This window comes from Arthrobacter globiformis (assembly GCF_030817195.1).
Classification (GTDB): Bacteria; Actinomycetota; Actinomycetes; order Actinomycetales; family Micrococcaceae; genus Arthrobacter; species Arthrobacter globiformis_D.
In genome coordinates this window covers 3923982-3945596 of record NZ_JAUSYZ010000001.1, presented here as the reverse complement: position 1 = coordinate 3945596, position 21615 = coordinate 3923982, and the positions used below count along the sequence as shown (strand labels likewise).

Below are 21615 nucleotides of genomic sequence, written 5' to 3'. Positions count from 1 at the left end.
TCCGCACTCACTTCGGAACGGGACCACGAAGGCTCAGTCTCCGCCGCCCCCTTCCCCTCCACCGGTCTTCGTTTGCTGCCCCCTCGGCAGGTGCACTCCCGCGTTCCGGTCCTCACAGCGGACCAGCTGGCCGCCGTCGAAGTGCCCCGGGGAACCGGCCCCGTACTGGTCCCCGGAGCGCCCGGAACCGGAAAATCCACCGTGCTCATCGAGGCGGCAATCCGCCGGGTGGAGGCGGAAGGGGTGGACCCCGAACGGATCCTCATCCTCGCCCCGGGACGGCTTGCCGCGGACACCCTCCGGGACCGCTTTACCGCCAGGCTGAACCGGAGCCTGAGCACCACGCCGGCCCGCACCTGGGCAGCGTATGCCTTCGACCTCATCCGCCGCGCCAAGGCGGAAGGGCTCCTGCCGCTGTCGAAGGCCCCGAGGCTCCTGTCCGGCCCCGAGCAGGATCTCATCATCAAGGAACTACTGGAGGGCCATGCCCTGCCGGGCCTCGGGCTGCCCTGGCCCGATGACTTGACGGCAGCCCTGCCCACGCGCGGGTTCCGGCACGAGGTCCGCCAGCTCTTCGACCGCATTACAGAGACGGGCCGCACCGCTGAGGACCTCGCGGGTCTGGGCGACGCCTGCGGACGGCCGGACTGGATTGCCGCTGCGGCACTCTACGCCGAGTACCGCGACGTCCTCGACCTGCGCATGCCTGAGGCATTCGATCCCGCGGGCATCATCACCGCCGCCCGCCAGCTCTTTCAGGATTTCCCCGGCTTCCTGGCGGCGGAACGCGACCGTCTCCAGCTGATTCTTGTGGACGATATCCAGGAGGCCAACCCCGCCGTCTTCGAACTCCTGGCCGACGTGGCTGCTGGCAAGGATGTCTACGTGACGTCCTCGCCGGACACAGTGGTGCAGGGGTTCCGCGGGGCGCGGCCGGATCTCGTGGCCGAGCTCCCTGGCCTGCTGGGCGGCCAGGAACGGACAGTCGTTGAGAAGCCGCTGTCCCACGCCCACCGCCATCAGCCGGCGGTGGCCCAGGCCTGGCTGGGGGTCGCTGACCGGATCTCCGTCAGGTCCGGCGGCCAGCTCGCCCGCCGTCTGGACCCGGTTGGCTCCATTCCTGCTGAAAATGCCGGGGACCCCGGTCACACTGCTTCGGGTGACACTGCCCAGCCGGCAGGCGGCACCGTGGAAGCGCACCTTCTGCCCTCGGCCGTGCATGAGTTGCGGTACGTCGCCCAAAGGATCCTCGAAGCGCACCTGAGGGACGGGCGGCCGCTCGAAGACATCGCCGTCATTGTCCGGAACGGCGGCCAGCTGAGCCAGCTGCAGCGCTACCTCTCCGGCCAGGGAATCCCAGTGCGGATTCCGGTGGCCGAAGCCGCCGTGCGCGATGAAGTGGCCGTACGTCCGCTGCTCGACGCCTACGCGGTGGCCCTGGATCCCGCGGTCCTCACACCGGAATCGGCGGTGTCGTTGCTGACATCCCGGGTCGGCGGTGCGACGTCCCTGGAACTGCGCCGGCTCCGCCAGTCGCTCCGGCGGGAGGAGCTGCTGGGTGGCGGCGGACGCTCCAGCGATTCCCTGCTCGTGGAGGCGCTGCTTGAGCCCGGCGCGCTCGGCTCACTGGGGATCGAGGGCCGGTCGGCGCGAAGGGTCGCGCGGATGATCCAGGCCGGGCGGACGGCCGTCGCCGAACCCGGCGCCAACGCCGAGACAGTGCTGTGGGCACTCTGGCACTCCACCGGGCTCGCGGCAGCATGGACGGCCGCCGCCCTGGCCGGCGGACTCGTCGGAGCGCGGGCGGACCGGGACCTGGACGCCATGATGGCACTGTTCCACACCGCCGAGCGCTACGTGGACCAGATGCCCGGATCCGGCCCGGAACAGTTCCTCGAATACCTGCTGAACCAGGAACTGCCCATGGACACCCTGGCGGCGCGGGCCCAGGTTGACGACGCCGTGGAACTCATGACGCCCGCCAGCGCCGCCGGCCGGGAATGGCCGTTCGTCATCGTCGCCGGCCTGCAGGAAGGCGTCTGGCCCAACACCCGCCTCCGCGGCGAGCTCCTGGGCAGCACACTCTTCGCGGACGCCGTCGAACACGGCGTGGAGTATGCGCTCCAGCTTGGCCCGCTGAGCCGGCTGCGGGAGATCCGCTACGACGAACTCCGCAGCTTTTCCACGGCGGTGTCCCGGGCCAAGGACGTGCTGCTGTGCACCGCCGTGTCGTCGGAGGACGAACAGCCGTCTTCCTTCCTGGACTACGTTGCGCCGCTGCTGCCGGGCCAGGAGGGGCGCGGCTACACCCCCGTGGAACGGCCCCTGACGCTGCGTGCACTCGTGGCGGAACTCCGCCAATACGCCCAGCTGGACGCCAGGTTGGCCGCCGAGGCCGACGAAGCCGTGCGTGTCCTGGCCCGCCTTGCCACGGCCGAGCCGCCTGTTCCCGGAGCCCATCCGGACACCTGGTGGGGGTTGGCCCCGCTGACGTCCGTGGACAGGGTTGTGCCGCCGGGCGGCACGGTCTACGTTTCGCCGTCCAAGGTGGAGTCGGTGCAGAAATCCCCGCTGGATTGGTTCATCCAGGCCGCGGGCGGCGAAGCGGCCACGGACTTCGCCCGCAGCCTGGGCACCCTGGTGCACGCCATCGCCCAGGACCTCCCCGATGCCAGCGGAACTGAATACCTCGCCGAACTTGTCCGGCGTTGGCCGGCCCTGGGCATGAAGGACAACTGGGAAGGCAAGCTGGACTTCCGCAGGGCAGAAGCCATGGTCCGGAAACTGGCGCAGTACATCCTCGTCATGCGCAGCGAGGGCCGGCGCCTGGCCGGGGTCGAGCAGGACTTCGAGGTAACCCTGCCCGAACCCGGTGCTGTTCCCCGCGAGGATGTTCCCACGGATGAGGGTCCCCGGTCGGCCGTCCTGCGCGGGCAGGTGGACCGGCTGGAGATCGACGCCGAGGGGCGGCTGGTGATCGTGGACCTCAAGACGGGCAAACGGCAGCCGGGCAAGGCCGAACTGGGCAGGCACCCGCAGTTGGGCGCCTATCAGGCGGCCGTGCTGGCCGGGGGCTTTGGCGCCTCCGAGGCCGCCGGCGCCGAGCCCCGGCCCGGTGGTGCCGTGCTGGCCCAGCTGGGCACAACCACCAAGAGCCCGGGTATCCAGCACCAGGACCCGCTGGACCCGGGCGACAACTGGGCGATGGAAATGGTGAACGACGCCGCCGCGGTGATGTCCGGCCACGAATTCGAGGCAAGGCACGATCCCGCCAAGGCCGGTTTCGGCGGCCTCGGCTGCCGGCTGCCGGAGGTATGTCCGCTGTGTGCGCGGGGAAAGCAGGTTACCGAATGAGCCGGACGGCAGAGCTGCCCGAGCCCAGATTCAGTCCCGAAGAGCTGGCCGTCCTGCTGGGTGAGAAGAACCTGCCGACGCCGGAACAGTCGGCCATCATCTCGTCGCCGCTGGCGCCCCGGCTGGTCATCGCCGGCGCGGGCTCGGGCAAGACCGCCACCATGGCCGACCGCGTCGTCTGGCTGGTCGCGAACGGCTGGGTCAAGCCGGAGGAAGTCCTCGGTGTCACGTTCACCAGAAAGGCCGCCGGCGAACTGGCCAGCCGCATCCGCGCCAAACTCAGTGCGCTGCAGCGGACGGCCACCGGTGCCGCCGGCGGCGCCGTGGCAGGGGCGCTGCTCAGCGCCGACGCCCTGGAGCCGAAGGTTTCCACTTACCACTCGTTTGCCAGCGGCATCGTCTCCGACTACGGCCTGCGGCTCGGGATCGAGCGGGACGTCGTGCTGCTGGGTGGCGCACAGGCCTGGCAGCTGGCCAGTGAGGTGGTTGAGGCGTTCGACGGCGAGTACTCGCATTTCAGGGTGGCTAAGTCCACCCTCGTCAAAGCCGTCATCCAGCTCGCGGGGGAGTGCGCCGAGCACCTCCAGGACCCGGACGGTGTGCAGGGCTGGCTGATGCAGCGGCTCGCCGAGTTCGAGGCGCTGCCGTATGTGGCCGGGGTCAAGAAGAACCCCAGCCAGGCCGCCGGTGAGCTCGGAGCCATGCTGCGGACACGGGCCAGTGTGGCAGAGCTCGTGGGGCGGTACGCGGAAGCCAAAAGGGCGCGCGGGGCGCTGGACTTCGGCGACCTCGTGGCGCTCGCGGCACGCGTGGCCCGCGAGGTGCCCCTGGCCGCCGAGATGGAACGGCAGCGCTACAAGGTGGTGCTGCTGGACGAATTCCAGGACACCTCACACGCCCAGCTGGTGCTGTTCTCCAGGCTCTTCGGGGACGGCCACGCCGTCACCGCCGTCGGTGATCCGAACCAGTCCATCTACGGCTTCCGCGGGGCTTCCGCCGGACAGCTGTTCCACTTTGTCAACGAGTTTCCGGTCTGCATGCAGGATGGCGAGCCGCGAACGGCGTCCCGGCGTCCCGCCCCCGTTTCATACCTGACCACCGCCTGGCGGAACGGCCGCAACATCCTTGCCGCCGCCAACCTTATCTCGGCTCCGCTCAGCGCCGCCGCGGCGCAGGCCGGACCCGCAGGTCAGCGGTCTTCCAGCGCGGCCGTGGAGGTGCCCGCGCTGCGGCCGAGCCCGGCAGCGGTGCAGGGCCGGGTGGTGATTGGTCGTTTTGCCACGGATGAAGATGAAGCAGCGGCGATCGCCAAGGATCTCCTGAGGTTCCGGGCCACGGATTTCGACGGTTCTTCCCCGGAACCGCGCGTCCAGCCTGCCATGGCCGTCCTGTGCCGCAGGCGCGCGCAGATGGAATGCCTGCGCAAGGAGTTCGAGGCCACAGGGATCCCGTACGAGATTGTGGGCCTGGGCGGACTGCTGGACACTCCCGAAATCGTGGACCTGGTCTCCACCCTGCGGGTCCTGGCCGATCCGGGCCGGTCGGATTCGTTGATGCGGCTCCTGGCCGGTGCCCGGTGGAGGATCGGCCCCGCCGACCTCATGGCGTTCCGGGACTGGTCCGCGTTTCTGGCCCGGCGCCGCGGCATGGTCGATGACGGCCGCGGGCTGGGCGTGAACGATCCGTCGGGTGACGACGATCAGGAAGCCGCGGACGTCGTCATCGAGGGCGATATCACCGACGCCGCCAGCCTCGTCGAAGCCTTGGACTGGCTCCCCAAGGAGGGCTGGACGTCCGCGCACGGCCGCAGCCTGACCCCTCCCGCCCGGGAACGGCTGCAGCGCCTGGGCACAGAGCTGCGGCAGCTTCGGGCCCTGATGGGGGAGGACCTGACCACCCTGCTGGGCGAGGTGGAACGAGCCATGCTGCTGGACATCGAAGTTGCCGCGAGGCCCGGATTCAGCATTCACCAGGCGCGGCGGAACCTGGATGCGTTCCAGGACGCGGCCGCCGGGTTCCTGCAGACATCGCACCGGGTGGACGTCCTGGCCTTCCTTTCATGGCTTGAGGCGGCAGCATCGGAGGAGGGCGGCCTGGATGTGCCGCCCGCCGACGTCAACCACGAGGCCGTGCAGTTGCTGACGGTGCACGCCTCCAAGGGTCTCGAATGGGACGTCGTGTTCGTGCCGGGCCTGAACTCGGGAGCGTTCCCCAGCAGCCGTGACTCGAGGTGGAGCAGCGGTTCCGCGGCCCTGCCCTGGCCCCTCCGGGGCGACCGTGCCGATCTTCCGCAGTGGGATCTGGACCAGCCGGACCAAAAGGGGTGGCTGGACGCCGAGAAGGTGTTTAAGGGAGACGTGCAGGCCCACGGCGAAGCTGAGGAACGGAGGCTGGCTTACGTTGCCTACACCCGCGCCAAGCACGTGCTCTGGGTTTCCAGCGGAGCGTGGGTCGGCGGGCGCGGCGGGATGGCCGAGATGTCGCCGTTCCTTGCTGAGCTGGCGCCGCTGGCAGAACAGGGAACTGCGGAAATCCACCCTGGCTCTGTCAACGAGGAATCCCTGCCCCAGGAAAGTCCCCTGACCCGGGAGCTGGAGGTGGCTTCCTGGCCATATGATCCGCTGGAGGGTCCTGTGGACCCCCGCAGCGGCAACCGGCTCCGGCTCGTACCGGGACGGCGGGCGGCCATGGACCGTGCAGCGGAACGGCTGCTCACCGAGATCGCCGCTATCGAAGCCGGTGCGCCGGGGCTCCCTGAGGGCACGGGACTCCGTGCGCAGGCCGCGGGCTGGGAACGCGAAGCTGCCCTCCTTCTGGAACGCCGTGCCAGGCGGGCCCGTAGCCGCGACGTGCATCTGCCCGGGCATATCTCGGCGTCCACCCTGGTGGACCTGGGGGAGGACGCCGAGGCTGTGGTCCAGCGGCTCAGGAGGCCTGTTCCGCGCGAACCGGGCATGTCCGCGCGCAAGGGCACCGCCTTCCATGCCTGGGTGGAAGAGTACTTTGGAACGGCAGGAATGCTGGATCTGGGCGAAGCGCCCGGCTCTGATAACCACATTGATGAGGCCTACGGCCTCGACGACATGGTGGCTACCTTCAAGGACTCCCGGTGGGCGCACAGATCGCCTGCTTACGTGGAGGTCCCCGTGGAGACCCGGATCGGCGACGTCGTCGTGCGCGGCCGCATCGACGCGGTGTTCCGGGACGCCGACGGCGGCTGGGACCTCGTGGACTGGAAGACGGGCCGGCGGCCGTCCGCAGGGCAGCTGAAGACCAAGAGCGTCCAGCTGGCTGTCTACCGGCTGGCCTGGGCCAGGCTCAAGGGCGTGCCGCTGGAGGAGGTCCGGGCTGCCTTTTTCTACGTAGCGGACAACCATGTGGTGCGCCCTCACGACCTGGCGTCAGGCGCCGAACTGGAAGGGATCGTGGCCGCCGCCCTCGCCAGTTAGGAAGCTCGCCAGTTAGGAAGATTCCGGTTAGGTCGTCTTGGCGTCGACCACCGTGAGGGCGACGGTGGACGTGTCGGCGCCTGAGGGCTTCGCGGCCGGGGCATCCTCCTGTGCCGGGTCCTGCGTCCCGTCCGCGTCGGCATCGTCAGATACGCCAGCGTCGTCTGCCGTGCCAACATCAGCGGCGTCCTGCGACGCGTCCTGCCCTGACGGCTGGTCTGCGTTCTCCGCGGAGTCCTCCTCGGCCGGGATGGGCGTAACCACGACCGGAAGGGGCTTCACGTCAACCGGGATTGGCGTGACATGCACGGCGGGCATGGCCTCGGAAACGTCGGTGGCCGCCGGGGCGTCAACGAGGCCGGGTGAGGCCGGTGCCTGGCCGGTTGGCGGGGAGTCGGGCTGGGCCGGCGGCAGCGGTTCGACGCTGATGGGCTGGCCGCCGTATTCGGCGATGTCGTCGGCCAGCGTGGACAGCATGCCTTCGGCCTCGGCGATCATATCGGCGTCGGCTGCTGCGATGCCCTTGACGAGGTACTGGGCTAGCGCAAATTCAGCCGAGAGCGCGGCGCGGCGCAGCAGGTGGTTGTCCGGCGCGTCCCGGCGCTTCGCCGTGTAGTGCTTGACCACGGCGTCGACGAATTCGTGCTCGTTGGATGCCACGAGCCAGGCGAGGTCGTCGGCGGGGTCGCCGATCCGCAGGTCGGTCCAGCCGGTGACGGCAGTGACGCGGTGGTCCTCGACCAGCAGGTTATCCTCGTGCAGGTCACCGTGCACCACGCAGGGGTTGAACCGCCACAGTGAGACGTCTTCCATGGCGTGCTCCCAGCGGCGGAGCAGGAGCGCCGGAATCTTGCCTGTGGTCGCGGCCTGGTCGAGTTCGTTGAGCCTGCGCTGGCGAAACTCGTTCGGCGTGTAACTGGGCAGGTCGGCGTTGCTCACCAGCGTCCGGGGCAGGTCGTGAATGGCCGCCAGCGTCGTGCCGATCTCCTTCGCCAGCTCCTGCGGACCGGCCGTCAGCTCTTCGACGGTGCGCGTGGCGCCGTGCAGGTGCGAGTACACGAAGGTGGTCAGGTTCTGCTGCCGGACGGTGCCTGCCACGGTCGGCATGAGAAACGGCAGTTCGGCCCGGATGGCGGGTGCGAACGCGCGCAGTACCAGGAACTCGGTCTCCAGCCTGGTGCTTGCTTCCGCGTGCCGGGGTGAGCGGACGCGCCAGCGCTTGCCTTCGGCATCAAGAAGGAGGGCCGAATCAAAGTCTGCCGGGTCATCCGGGGCAGAGCTCACAGCGGTCGGGCTCAGTCCGGGGACTGCCGCGGTGGCCACAGCTGCCAGTTCGATTGGTTCTCTTCTCACGGTTCCACGGTAGATTGAGCGGCGTCCAAGACAATGATGTGTCGCGGCGAGTCTCCAGATCCGCCTAAATATGGATGCCCCGGGCCAAGCGGTGACGCGCTGTCCGGGCCTGCCGGTGCCCTCCCGAAATGTAAATTGTCACTGCGAGTCAGTACGGTGGATACATGAGTCATGCGGAGGCCGCTGCGCCGGTCGGTCAAGCGGCGGGCACCATGCCGGAACATCAGCTGCCGGCAGGCGAACTGCCCGCCAACCATCTCTTCGACACCGTGCTGCCGGTTCGGCCCGCAATGGTCAACAGGGGGTCGGTTGAACGGATGAGGCCCGGCCTCGTTCCGGAGCTGCTGGCGGCGGGAACCGCCAAGGCGATGCTCCTGTCCGGCCGGCATGCGCTGGTCCACGGGGACGCGCTCGTCCTGGCAGAGGCCGGACCGTTGCTGGACCGTCTCAAGAGGTCGGCGTCCAGTCCGGCGCACATCATCTATCTCGGCGCGGCCCTCGGCTCCGAGGACCTTCCCGCAGGAACCGGCGTCCTGCTTTTCATCCTGCCGGAACCGGTGGATCCCGGTCTGGCCGGCTTGCCCGCCGGAGCCACCTGGGAAGGCTTCCGCGACGTCGCCGCGCAACTGGATGCGACGCACACCGCACTGTTCGTTGAGGCCAGTGCCATTGCCAACTGGCACGCCACCCACACCCACTGTCCGCGGTGCGGCACCGTCACAAATGTGGAGGCCAGCGGATGGGTCCGGCGGTGCCCGGCTGACGCCTCCGAACACTACCCGCGCACGGACCCGGCCATCATCGTCACTGTGGTTGGCCCGGATGGCCGTGTCCTGCTGGGCGGCGGCGGTCCACTGGACGCAAAGAACTACTCCACACTGGCCGGATTCGTCGAGCCCGGGGAATCCCTCGAACAGGCCGTGGTCCGGGAAATCCAGGAAGAGGTGGGCGTGCGGGTCAAGGCGTGCCAGTACCTCGGCTCCCAGTCGTGGCCGTTCCCGGCGTCCCTCATGCTCGGCTTTACAGCCGTCACCGACGACACAGAAGCAAAGCCCGACGGCGTCGAGGTTACCAGGGCGCGCTGGTTCAGCCGGGAGGAAGTCCAGGAGGCCGTGCTCAGCGGTGAAATCGTCATCTCCACCAGGCTCTCCATCGCCCGGTCCCTCATTGAGCACTGGTACGGCGGCGTGATCCAGGACCGTCCGGTGGACGGCTGACCAGTTACGCCGGCTGGCACCACACCTCCCGTCGACGCCTCCAAGGCGGAGCGGCCCATCCATCCCCATAAAGCAAGCAGCAAGAAGTGACGACAGAAAATCCTGATGGCAACGCCTCCCTGGAGGACCGGATCCTTGGCGGCCTCGACGCGGAGCAGCGGGAAGTGGCCACCACCCTGACCGGTCCGCTCTGCGTGCTCGCCGGAGCCGGCACCGGCAAGACCCGCGCCATCACCCACAGGATCGCCTACGGCGTGCACTCGGGGGTGTACAGCCCGCAGCGGCTGCTGGCGGTCACGTTCACGGCGCGTGCGGCAGCGGAAATGCGCAGCCGCCTCCGCGACCTCGGGGTCGGAAACGTGCAGGCCAGGACGTTCCACGCGGCCGCGTTGCGGCAGCTGCAGTTCTTCTGGCCGCAGGCGGTGGGCGGGGCGCTGCCCAACCTGCTGGACCACAAGGCGCAGATGATCGCCGAGGCCGCCCGCCGGCTTCGGCTGAGCACCGACCGTGCCTCTATCCGGGACCTGGCGTCCGAAATCGAGTGGGCCAAGGTATCCATGCTCACCCCCGCCAACTACCTGGAAAACGCACAGGACAGGGGCGCGCCGGGAGGCTTTGACCTCACCGCCGTGGCCCGCGTGTTCCAGGCTTACGAGGACGTCAAAACCGACCGCAACGTTATCGACTTCGAGGACGTCCTCCTGATTACCGTGGGCATCCTGCAGGAAGACCCAAAGGTGGCGGCGACGGTCCGGGAGCAGTACCGGCACTTCGTGGTGGACGAATATCAGGACGTTTCCCCGCTGCAGCAGCGGCTCCTGGAACTGTGGCTTGGCGGCCGCAACGAACTGTGCGTCGTGGGTGACGCCAGCCAGACCATCTACTCGTTCACGGGAGCGTCCCCGAAGCACCTCCTCGGATTCAAGGCCCAGTACCCGGACGCGAACGTGGTCAAGCTGGTCCGGGACTACCGGTCCACTCCGCAGGTGGTCAAGCTGGCCAACGATCTGCTGGCCTCACGGCGGAGTGGTGGCCCGGCGGCCGACGCCGCGTGGGCCGCGCCGCTGAAGCTGGTGGCCCAGCGGAACCCGGGACCCCAGCCGCAATTCACTGAATGCACGGACGACGAAGCCGAGGCTGCAACGGTCGCGGGCAAGATCCGCACCCTCCTCGACGACGGCGTGCCGGCGAGTGAGATCGCTGTCCTGTTCCGCACCAACGGCCAGTCAGAAGCCTACGAACAGGCTCTGGCATCCGCCGGGATCGGCTACCAACTGCGCGGCGGCGAGCGGTTCTTTGCGCGGAAGGAGGTCCGTGACGCGATCCTCCAGCTGCGGGCGGCCACCCGTGCCGTCTCCGAGTCCGAGCCCCAGCCGCTGGGGCAGCTGGTGCGCGACATCGTCGCGTCACTTGGCTACACGGACACAGCTCCGCACAGTGGCGGCGCCCTGCGGGAACGCTGGGAATCCCTTGCCGCGCTCGTGGCCCTGGCGGACGAGCTGGCGCAGAACCGGGGGCCGCAGTTCGGCCTGGCTGACTTTGTCAACGAGCTACAGGAGCGCTCCGTTGCCCAGCACGCCCCCACCGTCCAAGGGGTCACGCTGGCGTCCCTGCACGCGGCGAAGGGCCTTGAATGGGACGCGGTATTCCTCGTGGGGATGAGCGAAGGCCTCATGCCCATCTCCTTTGCAGACACTCCCGCCGCGGTGGACGAGGAACGCCGGCTGCTCTATGTGGGCATCACCCGCGCCCGCGAGCACCTGTCCCTCTCCTGGTCCACCGCCCGGACCCCCGGGGGCCGCGCCAACCGGAAGCCGTCCCGCTTCCTCGACGGGCTGCGCCCGGACTCGGTGGCAAGCTCTGCCGCCCGGGGGAGGGGAGCAGCGCCGCGCCGCAAGGCGGCCGCCCCGGCATCCTGCCGCGTCTGCGGCAGCATGCTGGCCAGCGGAGCCGAGCGGAAGGTGGGGCGCTGCAGCCAATGCCCGCCCAGCTATGAAGAGCAGACGTTCAACGCCCTCCGTGAGTGGCGCAAGGATGTGGCGCAGTCCGCCGATGTCCCGGCCTTCGTGGTTTTCACCGACGCAACCCTCACCGCCATCGCCGAGGCCCGGCCGTCCTCCCTTGAGGAACTGGCCAGGCTTGCCGGCGTTGGCCCGTCCAAACTGGAGCGGTACGGCGAAGCAGTCCTCGCGGTGCTGACGGAAAGCAGCACGTTCTGATGCCCGGAAAACAACAGACCCTCACGCCCCTGACCACCCACGAAGGGGCTCCGGTAGAGGTCCGCCGCTCCGCCCGCCGCCGCCGCACAGTCGCAGCCTTCTGGGAGAACGGCACCGCCGTCGTCGCAATCCCCGCCCATTTCAGCAGGGCGCAGGAAGCGGACTGGGTTCACCGGATGCTGGAGAAGCTCCGGACCCAGGGGGAGAAGCGTTCCAGCGGTGCGGGGCGGCGGCCTTCCTCGGACGCGGCGCTGGCCGCCCACGCTGCGGAGCTCTCGGCCAGGTACCTCGGCGGCAGGTCGGCCCCGACGTCGGTCCGGTGGGTCAGCAACCAAAACTCCCGCTGGGGCTCAGCCACCCCCTCGGACGGGTCCATCCGGCTGTCAGACAAGCTCCGGCCCATGCCGCAGTGGGTCATCGACTATGTGCTGCTGCATGAACTGGCGCACCTGCTGGTGGCTGGACATAACGCGGCGTTCTGGAAACTGCTGGAGGCTTATCCCGAAACGGAACGTGCCAAGGCTTTCCTGGAGGGTGTGTCGTTTGCCACGTCGCGCGGCCTCGCGGCCGGTGAAGCAGAGGAACCGGCTCTTTAAAGACCGCTGGGTGAGCTCCGGAATGGTTTCGACAAGCTCAACCAGCGGGGGGTAGGCCTAGCTCTTCGGAGCGTCGCCCTCGTCGCCGCCGGCCTTTTCGCCGTCGCCGTCGCCCTCGTCGCCGTCAGTCTTTTCGCCGTCGGTGTGGGCGGGGCTGTCAAAGCCCCCGTTCAGCAGCTTCTGGAGGGCGTCGTCCACTTCGCTGTCACTGGCCTCGGCGAGCTTCCGGCGTTCGCTGAATCCCTTGGGATCGTCAAGATCATCGGCAGTGGGGAGCAGGTCGGGATGCTTCCAGATGGCGTCGCGGCCGTCGATGCCGCGCTCGGCCTTGAGCGATGCCCACAGCGTGGCGGCTTCGCGGAGGCGGCGGGGCCGCAGTTCCAGCCCGACGAGGGACGCGAACGCATGTTCCGCGGGGCCGCCAGTGGCGCGGCGGCGGCGGACCGTTTCGCGGAGCGCCGCCGCGGAGGGAAGCACCTTTTCCGTGGCCGCAGCGGTGAGCTCGTCCACCCAGCCCTCGACGAGGGCCAGCGCAGTCTCCAGCTTCTGCAGTGCCTGGTCCTGTTCCGGTGTGCGCTGCGGCATGAAAACGCCCTGCGACAGGGCCTCCTGGATACCCTCCGGGTTGCTCGGGTCAAGGTCCCGGGCGAGCTCCTCGATCCGCGACGTGTCGATGTGGATGCCGCGGGCGTAGGCCTCAATGGCACCCAGCAGATGGCCGCGAAGCCACGGAACCTGGACGAACAGACGGGCGTGGGCCGCCTCGCGGACGGCAAGGAAGAGCCGGATGTCGTTTTCGGGAAGGCTGAGCCCCTCGCCGAACTTGGTCACGTTGCCGGGAAGCAGCGCCATCTCCAGGTCGGCCAGCGGAACGCCGATGTCCGTGGAGCTGACCACGTCGGTGGAGAGTGCTCCGATGGCCTGGCCCAGCTGCATGCCGAAGATGGCGCCACCCACGTTCTGCAGCATGGACGAGGCGCCGCCCATCATGGACTTCATCTCCTCCGGCATCTGCTCCGTCATGGCGGTGGAGAGGGCGTTGGCCACGCTGTTGGCCACGGGCTCCGTCAGCCGCTTCCAGGTGCCGAGTGTTTCCTCCACCCATTCGGCGCGGGACCACGCCTTGCCGATGAGGCCGGTAGCGGGCAGGTCCGTGACCTGGTCCAGCCAGAGCTCTGCAAGCCGCAGCGCCTCATCCACTTCGCGGGACTGTGCGGACGTGACGGAGGGGTCGGAGCTGCCGGCAGCCACGCGGCGGGCGTTGTCGTGGGCGAGCTTCCAGTTGACGGGGCCTTCCGAGGGCGCGCTCATCATGGCCTGCACCTGGGAGAACATCTGGGCCAGCAGGTTGGGATCGTTGGGCAGCCCGGCGGCTTTGGCCAGTTCGGCGGGGTCGATGTCACCCAGGCCCTTGCCGCCCATGAGGTTCTGCAGCATCTCCGCCAGCGGATCCTTTGGATTTTCGTCGCCGTTGGACGGATTGAGTGGATTGGAGGTCATGATCTCGCCGATCGTCGGTGTGACTATTGATCAAACTTCACGCTACCCCTGTGCGGGAGCGGCTGTCTGCCGAAAGCAGGGACGTTCGCTGTAGGCAAAGAGCTAACGCCAGGCCGGGACGCGTAGTGTTAGAAGCCGGAACGTATGTAGGTTGCGCCCCGGCCGTCCGCCGGGCTGCGGCCGCGGTGCAGCGCTGAACGACGCGGTGCGGAGAGGTCCTTCAGTGACGATTACCAAGGGCGGCCAGCCCGCAGAGGAGTCCCCGGCGCCCGCCGCCGGTGGCGGGAATCCCGAGGGAACTGAGGATTCCCGCCGGTCCCGGCGTGCCCGGGGCAGGGATCCCCGCATCTCCGCGATGGCACTGTCCGGGCTTCTTGCGCTCGGGCTGGGCGTGACGGCGGCGGTCCTGCCGGTCCCGTATGTGGTGGAATCGCCCGGGCCCACGTTCAACACACTGGGCACGGAAAATACGAAGCCCGTGATCAGCGTTTCCGGCCGTGAGACGTTCCCGGCCAAGGGAAACCTCGATCTCACCACTGTCTATGTCGACGGCGGTCCCAACGGTCCCGTCAGCGTCTTTGAGGCGTTCTCGGCGTGGCTTGACGACTCCAAGGCGGTGTACCCCGAGGAACTGATCTTCCCGACGGGCGTAACCAAGGAGGAATCACAGCAGGAAAGTGCCGTGGCCATGGCCACGTCGCAGGAGAACGCTGTGGCGGCGGCCCTGAAGGGGCTCGATATTCCTTACGGGCAGAAGCTCGAAGTGGCGGACCTGTCCGAGGGCTCGGCCGCGCAGGGCAAGTTGCAGAAGGGTGACGTCTTCACGTCCATCAACGCCAAACCTGTCACGTCGCTGGAGGTGATCCAGGAAGAACTGGCCGCCGGAAAGGGGAAGCCCGCCGTCGTCGTCGTAAGCCGGGACGGCAAACAGGTCACGGAAACCGTGACGCCGGCGAAGAACCCGTCCGGACGGTACATCCTGGGCGTACTGCTGCAGTACCGCTTCACTTTCCCGTTCGACGTGAAGATCTCCCTGGACAAGGTGGGCGGCCCGAGCGCCGGGATGATGTTCGCCCTGGGAATCATGGACACCCTGACGCCCGGGGATCTCACCGGCGGAAAGCACATCGCGGGAACCGGCACCATCAGCCCCGACGGCGTGGTGGGCCCGATCGGCGGTATCGCGGTGAAAATGCACGGTGCCCGGGCTGACGGCGCCTCTATGTTCCTGGCCCCGGCGGCGAACTGCGCCGAGGTTGCGGGGCATGTTCCGGATGGCCTGCAGGTGGTCAAGGTGGAAAACCTGGACGAAGCAAAGTCCGCCGTCGAGCTGGCCGCCAAGGGTGCCGACACGTCGGGACTTCCGGGCTGCACCAACAACTAGACTAAATCGAGGAACTAAGGCTCCGGTCCGCTCGTGGCACTAATTGACAGCCGGTGCCGGCGCTATGCAGGCCCTCCACTGAAAACTTAAAATTAAAGATCAGCAACTGAAAAGCTATGAGGTACGAGTTTGTCCCGTCCTGCCAGCCCCACCCCGCCCGGAAAACTCCAGACAAGGCGCGGTGCTTTAACGCCCACGCTCATCGTCGTTGCGCTGGTTGTTGTCGGGTTCATCTTCTTCGCCAATGTGTGGACGGACGTCCTGTGGTACCAGCAGCTGGGCTACTTCCAGGTGTTCCTGACGGAGAACCTGGCGAGGATCGCCATTTTTGCCGCCGGCTTCCTCCTCATGTTCGCGGCCGTGTTTTATGCGATCCGCATCGCCTACCACGTCCGCCCGGTGTACGCGCCGGACTCCGAAATCCGGGATAACCTCAACCGCTACCAGGCGCAGCTGGAACCCGTCCGGCGGGTGGTCATGATCGGGCTGCCCGTGCTGTTCGGGCTCTTCGCCGGCAGCGCCGCCTCCAGCCAGTGGCAGAAGGTAATGCTGTTCTTCAACCAGGAGTCCTTCGGCCAGAAGGATCCTGAGTTCGGGCTCGACATCGGCTTCTACCTGATGACGCTGCCGTTCCTGGGCTTCGTCACCGGGTTCCTGATCAGCGTGGCAATCGTGGCCGGCATTGCGGGCATTCTCACGCACTACCTCTACGGCAGCATCAGGATCATGGAACGTGGCATCTTCACCAGCCGTGCCGCGCAGATCCACCTCGCCGTCACCGGCGCCTCATTCCTGATCCTGCTGGGCATCAACTTCTGGCTGGACCGCTACTCCGCCCTGCAGAACAGCGGCGGCCGCTGGGCAGGCGCCCTGTACACCGACGTCAACGCAGTGATCCCCACGAAGGCGATCCTGGCCGTGGCGGCGGCCCTCGTCGCCATCCTCTTCATCATCGCAGCCGTCATCGGCAAGTGGCGGCTTCCGGTCATCGGTACGGCGATGCTGGTCATCACCTCCATCCTGGCCGGCGGTGTCTACCCGTGGGTCATCCAGCAGTTCCAGGTCCGCCCTTCCGAGCAGACCCTGGAACGGAAGTACATCGAGCGCAACATCGGCATGACGCGGGCAGCCTACGGCCTGGACCAGGTAAAGGTGGAGCGGTACAACGCCACGACCACCACCACGGCCGGCGCCCTGGCCCCGGACGCTCAGACCACTGCCAACATCCGGCTCCTGGATCCGAACCTGATCTCGGACGCCTTCTCGCAGCTTGAGCAGTTCCGCCCGTACTACCAGTTCCCCAAGGCACTCAACGTGGACCGGTACATGGTGGATGGCAAGATGCAAGACACCGTCATCGCGGTGCGCGAGCTGAACCCGGACGGCCTCGCCGCCGACCAGCAATCCTGGCTGAACCGCCACGTCGTCTACACCCACGGCTACGGTGTTGTTGCCGCGAAGGGCAACAAGTTCACGGTCGACGGAAAGCCGGAGTTCCTGCAGTCCGGCATCCCGTCCACCGGCGTCCTCGGCACCGACGCGACCTACGAGCCCCGCATCTACTTCGGCGAGGACTCCCCGGAGTACTCGATCGTGGGTGCCCCGGAAGGCGCACCGCACCGTGAGCAGGACCGTCCGGCGTCCAAGGAAGGCGGCGAGACGCAGTACACCTTCACCGGAAACGGCGGCCCGAACGTCGGCAGCTTCTTCAACAAGGTCCTGTACTCGATCAAGTTCCAGTCCTCCGACCTACTGCTGTCCGACGGCGTGAACGACGCCTCCCAGATCCTGTACGAACGCAACCCTCGGGAACGCGTGCAGAAGGTGGCGCCGTACCTGACGGTCGACGGCAACGCCTACCCCGCCGTCGTTGACGGCCGGGTCAAGTGGATCGTGGACGGCTACACCACCAGCCAGTACTACCCGTACTCGCAGCAGGAGCAGCTCTCCGACGCCACCACGGATTCACAGACCACCGCAGGGCGCAACGTGGCACTGCCCAACAGCTCCGTCAACTACATCCGCAACTCGGTCAAGGCCACTGTGGACGCCTACGACGGTTCCGTCACGCTCTATGCCTGGGATGACCAGGATCCGCTCCTGAAGGCCTGGCAGAAGGTGTTCCCTTCCACCCTGAAGCCCTACTCGGAGATGTCGGCCGCGGTCATGAGCCACGTCCGTTACCCGGAGGACCTGTTTAAGGTGCAGCGTGAGCTCCTTGGCCGCTACCACGTGACCGATCCCGTGAGCTTCTACAAGAACGACGACGCGTGGAGCGTTCCGAACGATCCCACCGTGTCCCAGGAAGTCAAGCAGCCTCCGTTCTACATGTCGCTGCAGATGCCCGACCAGAAGGCCCCCGCCTTCCAGCTCACCTCCTCCTACATTCCGCAGGTGGTCAACAACAACGCCCGCAACGTCCTCTATGGGTTCCTCGCGGCCGATTCCGACGCGGGCTCGAAGAAGGGCGTGAAGTCGGAGAACTACGGACAGCTCCGGCTGCTGCAGGTCCCGCCGGAAGCCCAGGTGCCCGGCCCCGGCCAGGCGCAGAACAAGTTCAACTCGGACCCTGCAGTCTCCCAGGCGCTGAACCTGTTGCGGCAGGGTGCGTCGGATGTGCTCAACGGCAACCTGCTGACACTTCCCGCCGCCCGGGGCATGCTCTACATCCAGCCTGTCTACCTCAAGTCCACGGGTGAAACCTCCTACCCGACCCTGCAGAGGGTGCTCGTGGCCTTCGGTGACAAGATCGGCTTCGCGCCCACCCTGGACGAGGCCCTCAACCAGCTGTTTGGTGGCCGGTCAGGCGCCCAGGCCGGAGACGCGACCAACGGCAAGACACCCACGTCTCCAGGCAAAACGCCGCCTTCAACGGGCTCAGCGGATGCCAAGGCGGCCCTGAAGGCAGCCCTGGATGAAGCCAACGCGGCCATCAAGGCCGGCCAGGAAGCACTGGCCAAGGGCGACTTCGCGGCGTACGGCGAGCAGCAGAAGAAGCTGTCAGACGCGCTGAAGAAGGCGCTCGACGCCGAGGGGAGGCTTGGCAGCACCGGAACTGCCAGCAGCCCGACGTCGCCGTCCGCGACGCCGACGCCGTCACCCAGCAGCTGACCGACAGCCGACTGAGAAGAGGCCGGCCCTCCCCGCAAATGAACTGCTCCCCGAAAGTTGGACTGCGAAATCAGTCCATACTTTCGGGGAGCAGTTTTATGCAGGAGAGCAGTTCGTTATCGGAGGAACAGCGCGAGGCCGCGATAGCGTTGTTCGAGATTCGCTAGTGACCAAATCAACCAAGCGGAAGTTCACGTTTGAGTTCAAACTCGATGCGGTTCGCCGGTTCCAAGCCGGAGAGAGCCAGGTCGCTTTGGCTAAGGAGCTTCCGCTCTCCTCAGTCTGACCCAGTATCGTGCGCAGAGCCTCGCGGCTTAGTCCCTTCGTCCACGTCGACTCCATCAACTAACGCCAAATCCTAGACACGGACAAATCCAGCTAGCTGAATCCGTAGATTTCCTTTATCGAGGAGAACGCAGAAGGGACGGCTCAAATAGCCGGCCCTTCTTGTTTCACCGACACCGCTGCGCGATTACGTGAACTGCCGGATCCGGGCCGGGACATTCCGGGGATCATTGCCGTAGCTGTTCTTGGAGCCGATCTTTCCGTCCTGGTTCTTGATCACGTGCTCCACGCTGCCGGCCTGGACAGCGTCCCGACCGGCAGCTTCTGCCTCATCCTTGGTGCCGTAGTCAGCACCGAAAGCACGGCCAGTGCCCGCATTATTCAACGACGACTGCCTGTACCGCGTGAATACTACGACCAAAAGGGAGTTGATACTGGTGAGGCCAACCCCACCCTGGTCGGGAATCGAGTACTACAGTGGATGCATGGCTGCCAGCCGCAATCCGCTCGACGACCTGCGCGAAACCATCGGCCATCTGACCGATCAGCTCAGGCTGCACGGTTCGGAGCGCGTCGACGACCTGGTCGGCGATCTCATCGGTGCGAGGCCCGGGCCGGCCCGGCCGCTGTCCGAGGTGCAGGCCGAGCTCGACGCGCTGGTCGGACTGGAGACCGTGAAGGAACAAGTACGGGCGCTCGTCGCACTGCTCCAGGTCCAGGCCCGCCGTAAGGCGCACGGCCTGCCGGAGGTGGCCACATCACAGCATCTGGTGTTCCTCGGAAACCCGGGCACGGGCAAGACCACCGTGGCGCGGCTCCTGGCCGAGATGTACCGCGCGGTCGGTCTGCTGCAGAAAGGCCATCTGGTCGAGGTCGACCGTTCGGGCCTGGTGGGGCAGTATGTCGGCGCGACCGCCATCAAGACGGACCGGGTGATCCGGCGTGCGCTGGACGGCGTCCTGTTCATCGACGAGGCCTACGCGCTGGCCCCGGAGGACGGCCGGACGGACTTCGGCCCCGAGGCGATCGAGGTCCTGCTCAAACGGATGGAGGACCACCGCCACCGCCTGGTCGTGATCGTGGCCGGGTACCCGCGGCTGATGGAGTCCTTCTTGCTCTCGAACCCCGGACTGCGCTCCCGGTTCGCCCGCGAGATCACGTTCCCCGACTACTCCGTCGACGCACTCCAGACGATCTTCCACCAGATGCTGGCCCAGCACGAGTACACGCTGGAGCCGGGTGCGGACCAGATGCTGCGCCGCATCCTCACCGGGCTCCACGCGGGCGAGGACTCCGGCAACGCACGGTTCGCCCGCACGCTGTTCGAGCAGGCGCTCAACCGCCAGGCGCTGCGGCTCTCGCTCGACGAGGAACAAAGTCTCGACGCGCTCGATCGTGAGGCCGTCATGACGCTCACCGCGGACGACATTGTCGAGGCCGCGCTGGCCTTGGGCGAGAAGCCGGAGCCGGAGCCGGAACCGACGCCGGAACCGGAGCGGTCACGCTGGTGGCGCTGGCTGGTCTGACCGGATCTGCGGCGGCTGCCAGGCGAAGGCCCGTCCCGCACCCGAGGGGGAAAAGCACAACTATTCCACTGTCGTGCAACCGGAGGACAGCTTTCCGACCCGCCCCAAGCTTGCTCGGGGAGCAGTTCAAAAAGGGGATGGGCCGGCCTTTCGCTTTGGCGGAGACGCAGATCACGTCGTTTGGATTTGGCCTCCTGTTCACCGGCCGGTAGAGTAGTTCTTGCGACGCGGGGTGGAGCAGTTCGGTAGCTCGCTGGGCTCATAACCCAGAGGTCACAGGTTCAAATCCTGTCCCCGCAACTGAAGAAAAAACCCGGATCACCGTTTGGTGGTCCGGGTTTTTTGCTGTCCGGCTGGCGGTTGCACTCCCCGGGGTGCCGGCCCCGGTCCGGGCGAAGCGGCGTGGTCAAAGCCGCCGCGAAAGTAGGGTACAGTTGATCAAGCGACGCGGGGTGGAGCAGTTCGGTAGCTCGCTGGGCTCATAACCCAGAGGTCACAGGTTCAAATCCTGTCCCCGCAACCATGAAGAGGCCCCGACCGGTGATAAACCGGTCGGGGCCTCTTGCTTTTACGGTAGCTTTTGTTCACGTATTGGCTGTTCCTAGTATTCTCTTTCGCAGGGCCTGAGCGTTTCCGCGCGGCAGATGCCCGACCAGCCATCCTCGAGAGGAATGTAGTTTCGATGTCCACAACGAAGAACAAAACCGGCACTGCGAAAGGCAAGCGGTCCAGGCTTTACTGGACGGTGCCGGCGGTCCTCGTGGCTGCAGTGCTGGTGGTTCTGCTCGCAAAGTGGGCCACGGGCCTTGCCGGTGTACAGTCTTTCCTGGCTTCGTACCCGGGGCATTCGGAGCTCCCCGCCGGCGCCCCCGTCGGATTCCCTGCGTGGCTGGCCTGGCAGCATTTCCTGAACGCCTTCTTCCTGCTGCTCATCATCCGTTCGGGCTGGCAGGTCCGCACCACCACCCGCCCCGGCGGCTACTGGACCCGAAACAACAAGGGCCTCATCAGGACTAAGACGGCTCCCACCAAGATCAGCCTGGAACTCTGGTTCCACCTGACGCTGGATGCGCTGTGGATCCTGAACGGGCTCGTCTTTGTGATCCTGCTGTTTGCGACCGGCCAGTGGACCCGGATCGTCCCCACGTCCTGGGATGTTTTCCCGAACGCCGTCTCGGCCGCCCTGCAGTACGCCTCGCTGAACTGGCCCACGGAGAACGGCTGGGTCAATTACAACGCCCTGCAGCTGCTGACCTACTTCGCCACCGTGTTCATCGCTGCTCCGCTGGCCTTCATCACGGGCCTGCGGATGTCCGCCGCGTGGCCCAAAAAGGCCACCGGGCTGAACAAGGCCTTTCCCATCGAGGCCGCCCGCGCAGTGCACTTCCCGGTGATGATCTACTTCGTGGCCTTCATTGTGGTGCACGTGTTTTTGGTTCTGGCCACGGGCGCGCTCCGGAACCTCAACCACATGTACGGCGGGAGCGACGACGTGAGCTGGGTCGGTTTCTGGTTCTTCGTTGCATCAGTCGCGGTCATGGTTGCGGCGTGGTTCCTGGCCCGGCCGCTGTTCCTGCGCCCCATCGCGTCGCTGATGGGCAAGGTCACCAGCCGCTAGGGT

The 21615-nt window shown here is 67.1% G+C and carries 12 protein-coding genes and 2 tRNA genes; 11 read left to right on the top strand and 3 right to left on the bottom strand.

Translation table 11 applies throughout. The annotated features are described in order from the left end of the window. Window positions 1–90: 90 nt before the first annotated feature. On the top strand, window positions 91–3354 hold the full coding sequence (locus QF036_RS17915) for an ATP-dependent helicase (protein ID WP_307105984.1): 3264 nt from the start codon (window positions 91–93) through the stop codon (window positions 3352–3354). Continuing rightward, window positions 3351–6803, top strand: a complete 3453-nt coding sequence (locus QF036_RS17910) for an ATP-dependent helicase (RefSeq protein WP_307104025.1) — start codon at window positions 3351–3353, stop codon at window positions 6801–6803. Before QF036_RS17915 ends, QF036_RS17910 begins: the two co-directional genes overlap by 4 nt. A gap of 27 nt (window positions 6804–6830) precedes the next feature. On the opposite strand, the gene QF036_RS17905 is transcribed toward QF036_RS17910, so the two are convergent. After that, the gene (locus QF036_RS17905; RefSeq protein ID WP_307104023.1) at window positions 6831–8156 is read right to left on the bottom strand and encodes a macrolide 2'-phosphotransferase; all 1326 of its coding nucleotides are present in this window, start codon (window positions 8154–8156) and stop codon (window positions 6831–6833) included. 164 nt (window positions 8157–8320) lie between these two features. On the opposite strand from QF036_RS17905, the gene nudC reads away from it, so the two are divergent. The 3 genes from nudC (at window position 8321) to QF036_RS17890 (ending at window position 12188) form a co-directional block, all read left to right on the top strand. Next, the gene (gene nudC / locus QF036_RS17900; RefSeq protein WP_307104021.1) at window positions 8321–9373 is read left to right on the top strand and encodes an NAD(+) diphosphatase; all 1053 of its coding nucleotides are present in this window, start codon (window positions 8321–8323) and stop codon (window positions 9371–9373) included. An 86-nt stretch (window positions 9374–9459) separates the two neighbouring features. Then, window positions 9460–11592 (top strand): ATP-dependent helicase, encoded by a 2133-nt coding sequence (locus tag QF036_RS17895; protein WP_307104019.1) that lies wholly within the window; start codon window positions 9460–9462, stop codon window positions 11590–11592. Then, window positions 11592–12188, top strand: coding sequence for a M48 metallopeptidase family protein (locus tag QF036_RS17890; RefSeq protein ID WP_307104017.1), 597 nt, complete (start codon window positions 11592–11594; stop codon window positions 12186–12188). The genes QF036_RS17895 and QF036_RS17890 overlap by 1 nt, the downstream gene beginning before the upstream one ends. 57 nt (window positions 12189–12245) lie before the next feature. On the opposite strand, the gene QF036_RS17885 is transcribed toward QF036_RS17890, so the two are convergent. After that, window positions 12246–13688, bottom strand: a complete 1443-nt coding sequence (locus QF036_RS17885) for a zinc-dependent metalloprotease (protein ID WP_307104015.1) — start codon at window positions 13686–13688, stop codon at window positions 12246–12248. A gap of 223 nt (window positions 13689–13911) precedes the next feature. Here QF036_RS17885 and QF036_RS17880 point away from each other — a divergent pair, with 223 nt between their 5' ends. Together QF036_RS17880 and QF036_RS17875 are read left to right on the top strand one after the other, a co-directional pair. After that, the gene (locus QF036_RS17880; protein WP_307104013.1) at window positions 13912–15072 is read left to right on the top strand and encodes a YlbL family protein; all 1161 of its coding nucleotides are present in this window, start codon (window positions 13912–13914) and stop codon (window positions 15070–15072) included. Between the two features lie 129 nt (window positions 15073–15201). Next, entirely contained in the window at window positions 15202–18183 is a 2982-nt protein-coding gene (locus tag QF036_RS17875) for a UPF0182 family membrane protein (RefSeq protein WP_307104011.1), read from the top strand. Between the two features lie 472 nt (window positions 18184–18655). On the opposite strand, the gene QF036_RS17870 is transcribed toward QF036_RS17875, so the two are convergent. Further along, the gene (locus tag QF036_RS17870) at window positions 18656–18853 is read right to left on the bottom strand and encodes a DUF2188 domain-containing protein (protein WP_307104008.1); all 198 of its coding nucleotides are present in this window, start codon (window positions 18851–18853) and stop codon (window positions 18656–18658) included. Window positions 18854–18953: 100 nt separating this feature from the next. Here QF036_RS17870 and QF036_RS17865 point away from each other — a divergent pair, with 100 nt between their 5' ends. The 4 genes from QF036_RS17865 (at window position 18954) to QF036_RS17850 (ending at window position 21612) form a co-directional block, all read left to right on the top strand. Continuing rightward, window positions 18954–19994 (top strand): AAA family ATPase, encoded by a 1041-nt coding sequence (locus QF036_RS17865; RefSeq protein ID WP_307104007.1) that lies wholly within the window; start codon window positions 18954–18956, stop codon window positions 19992–19994. A gap of 226 nt (window positions 19995–20220) precedes the next feature. Continuing rightward, window positions 20221–20294 (top strand) — tRNA-Met (locus QF036_RS17860). A 146-nt stretch (window positions 20295–20440) separates the two neighbouring features. Further along, window positions 20441–20517 (top strand) — tRNA-Met (locus tag QF036_RS17855). A 159-nt stretch (window positions 20518–20676) separates the two neighbouring features. Then, on the top strand, window positions 20677–21612 hold the full coding sequence (locus tag QF036_RS17850; protein ID WP_307104005.1) for a cytochrome b/b6 domain-containing protein: 936 nt from the start codon (window positions 20677–20679) through the stop codon (window positions 21610–21612). Window positions 21613–21615: the final 3 nt, after the last annotated feature.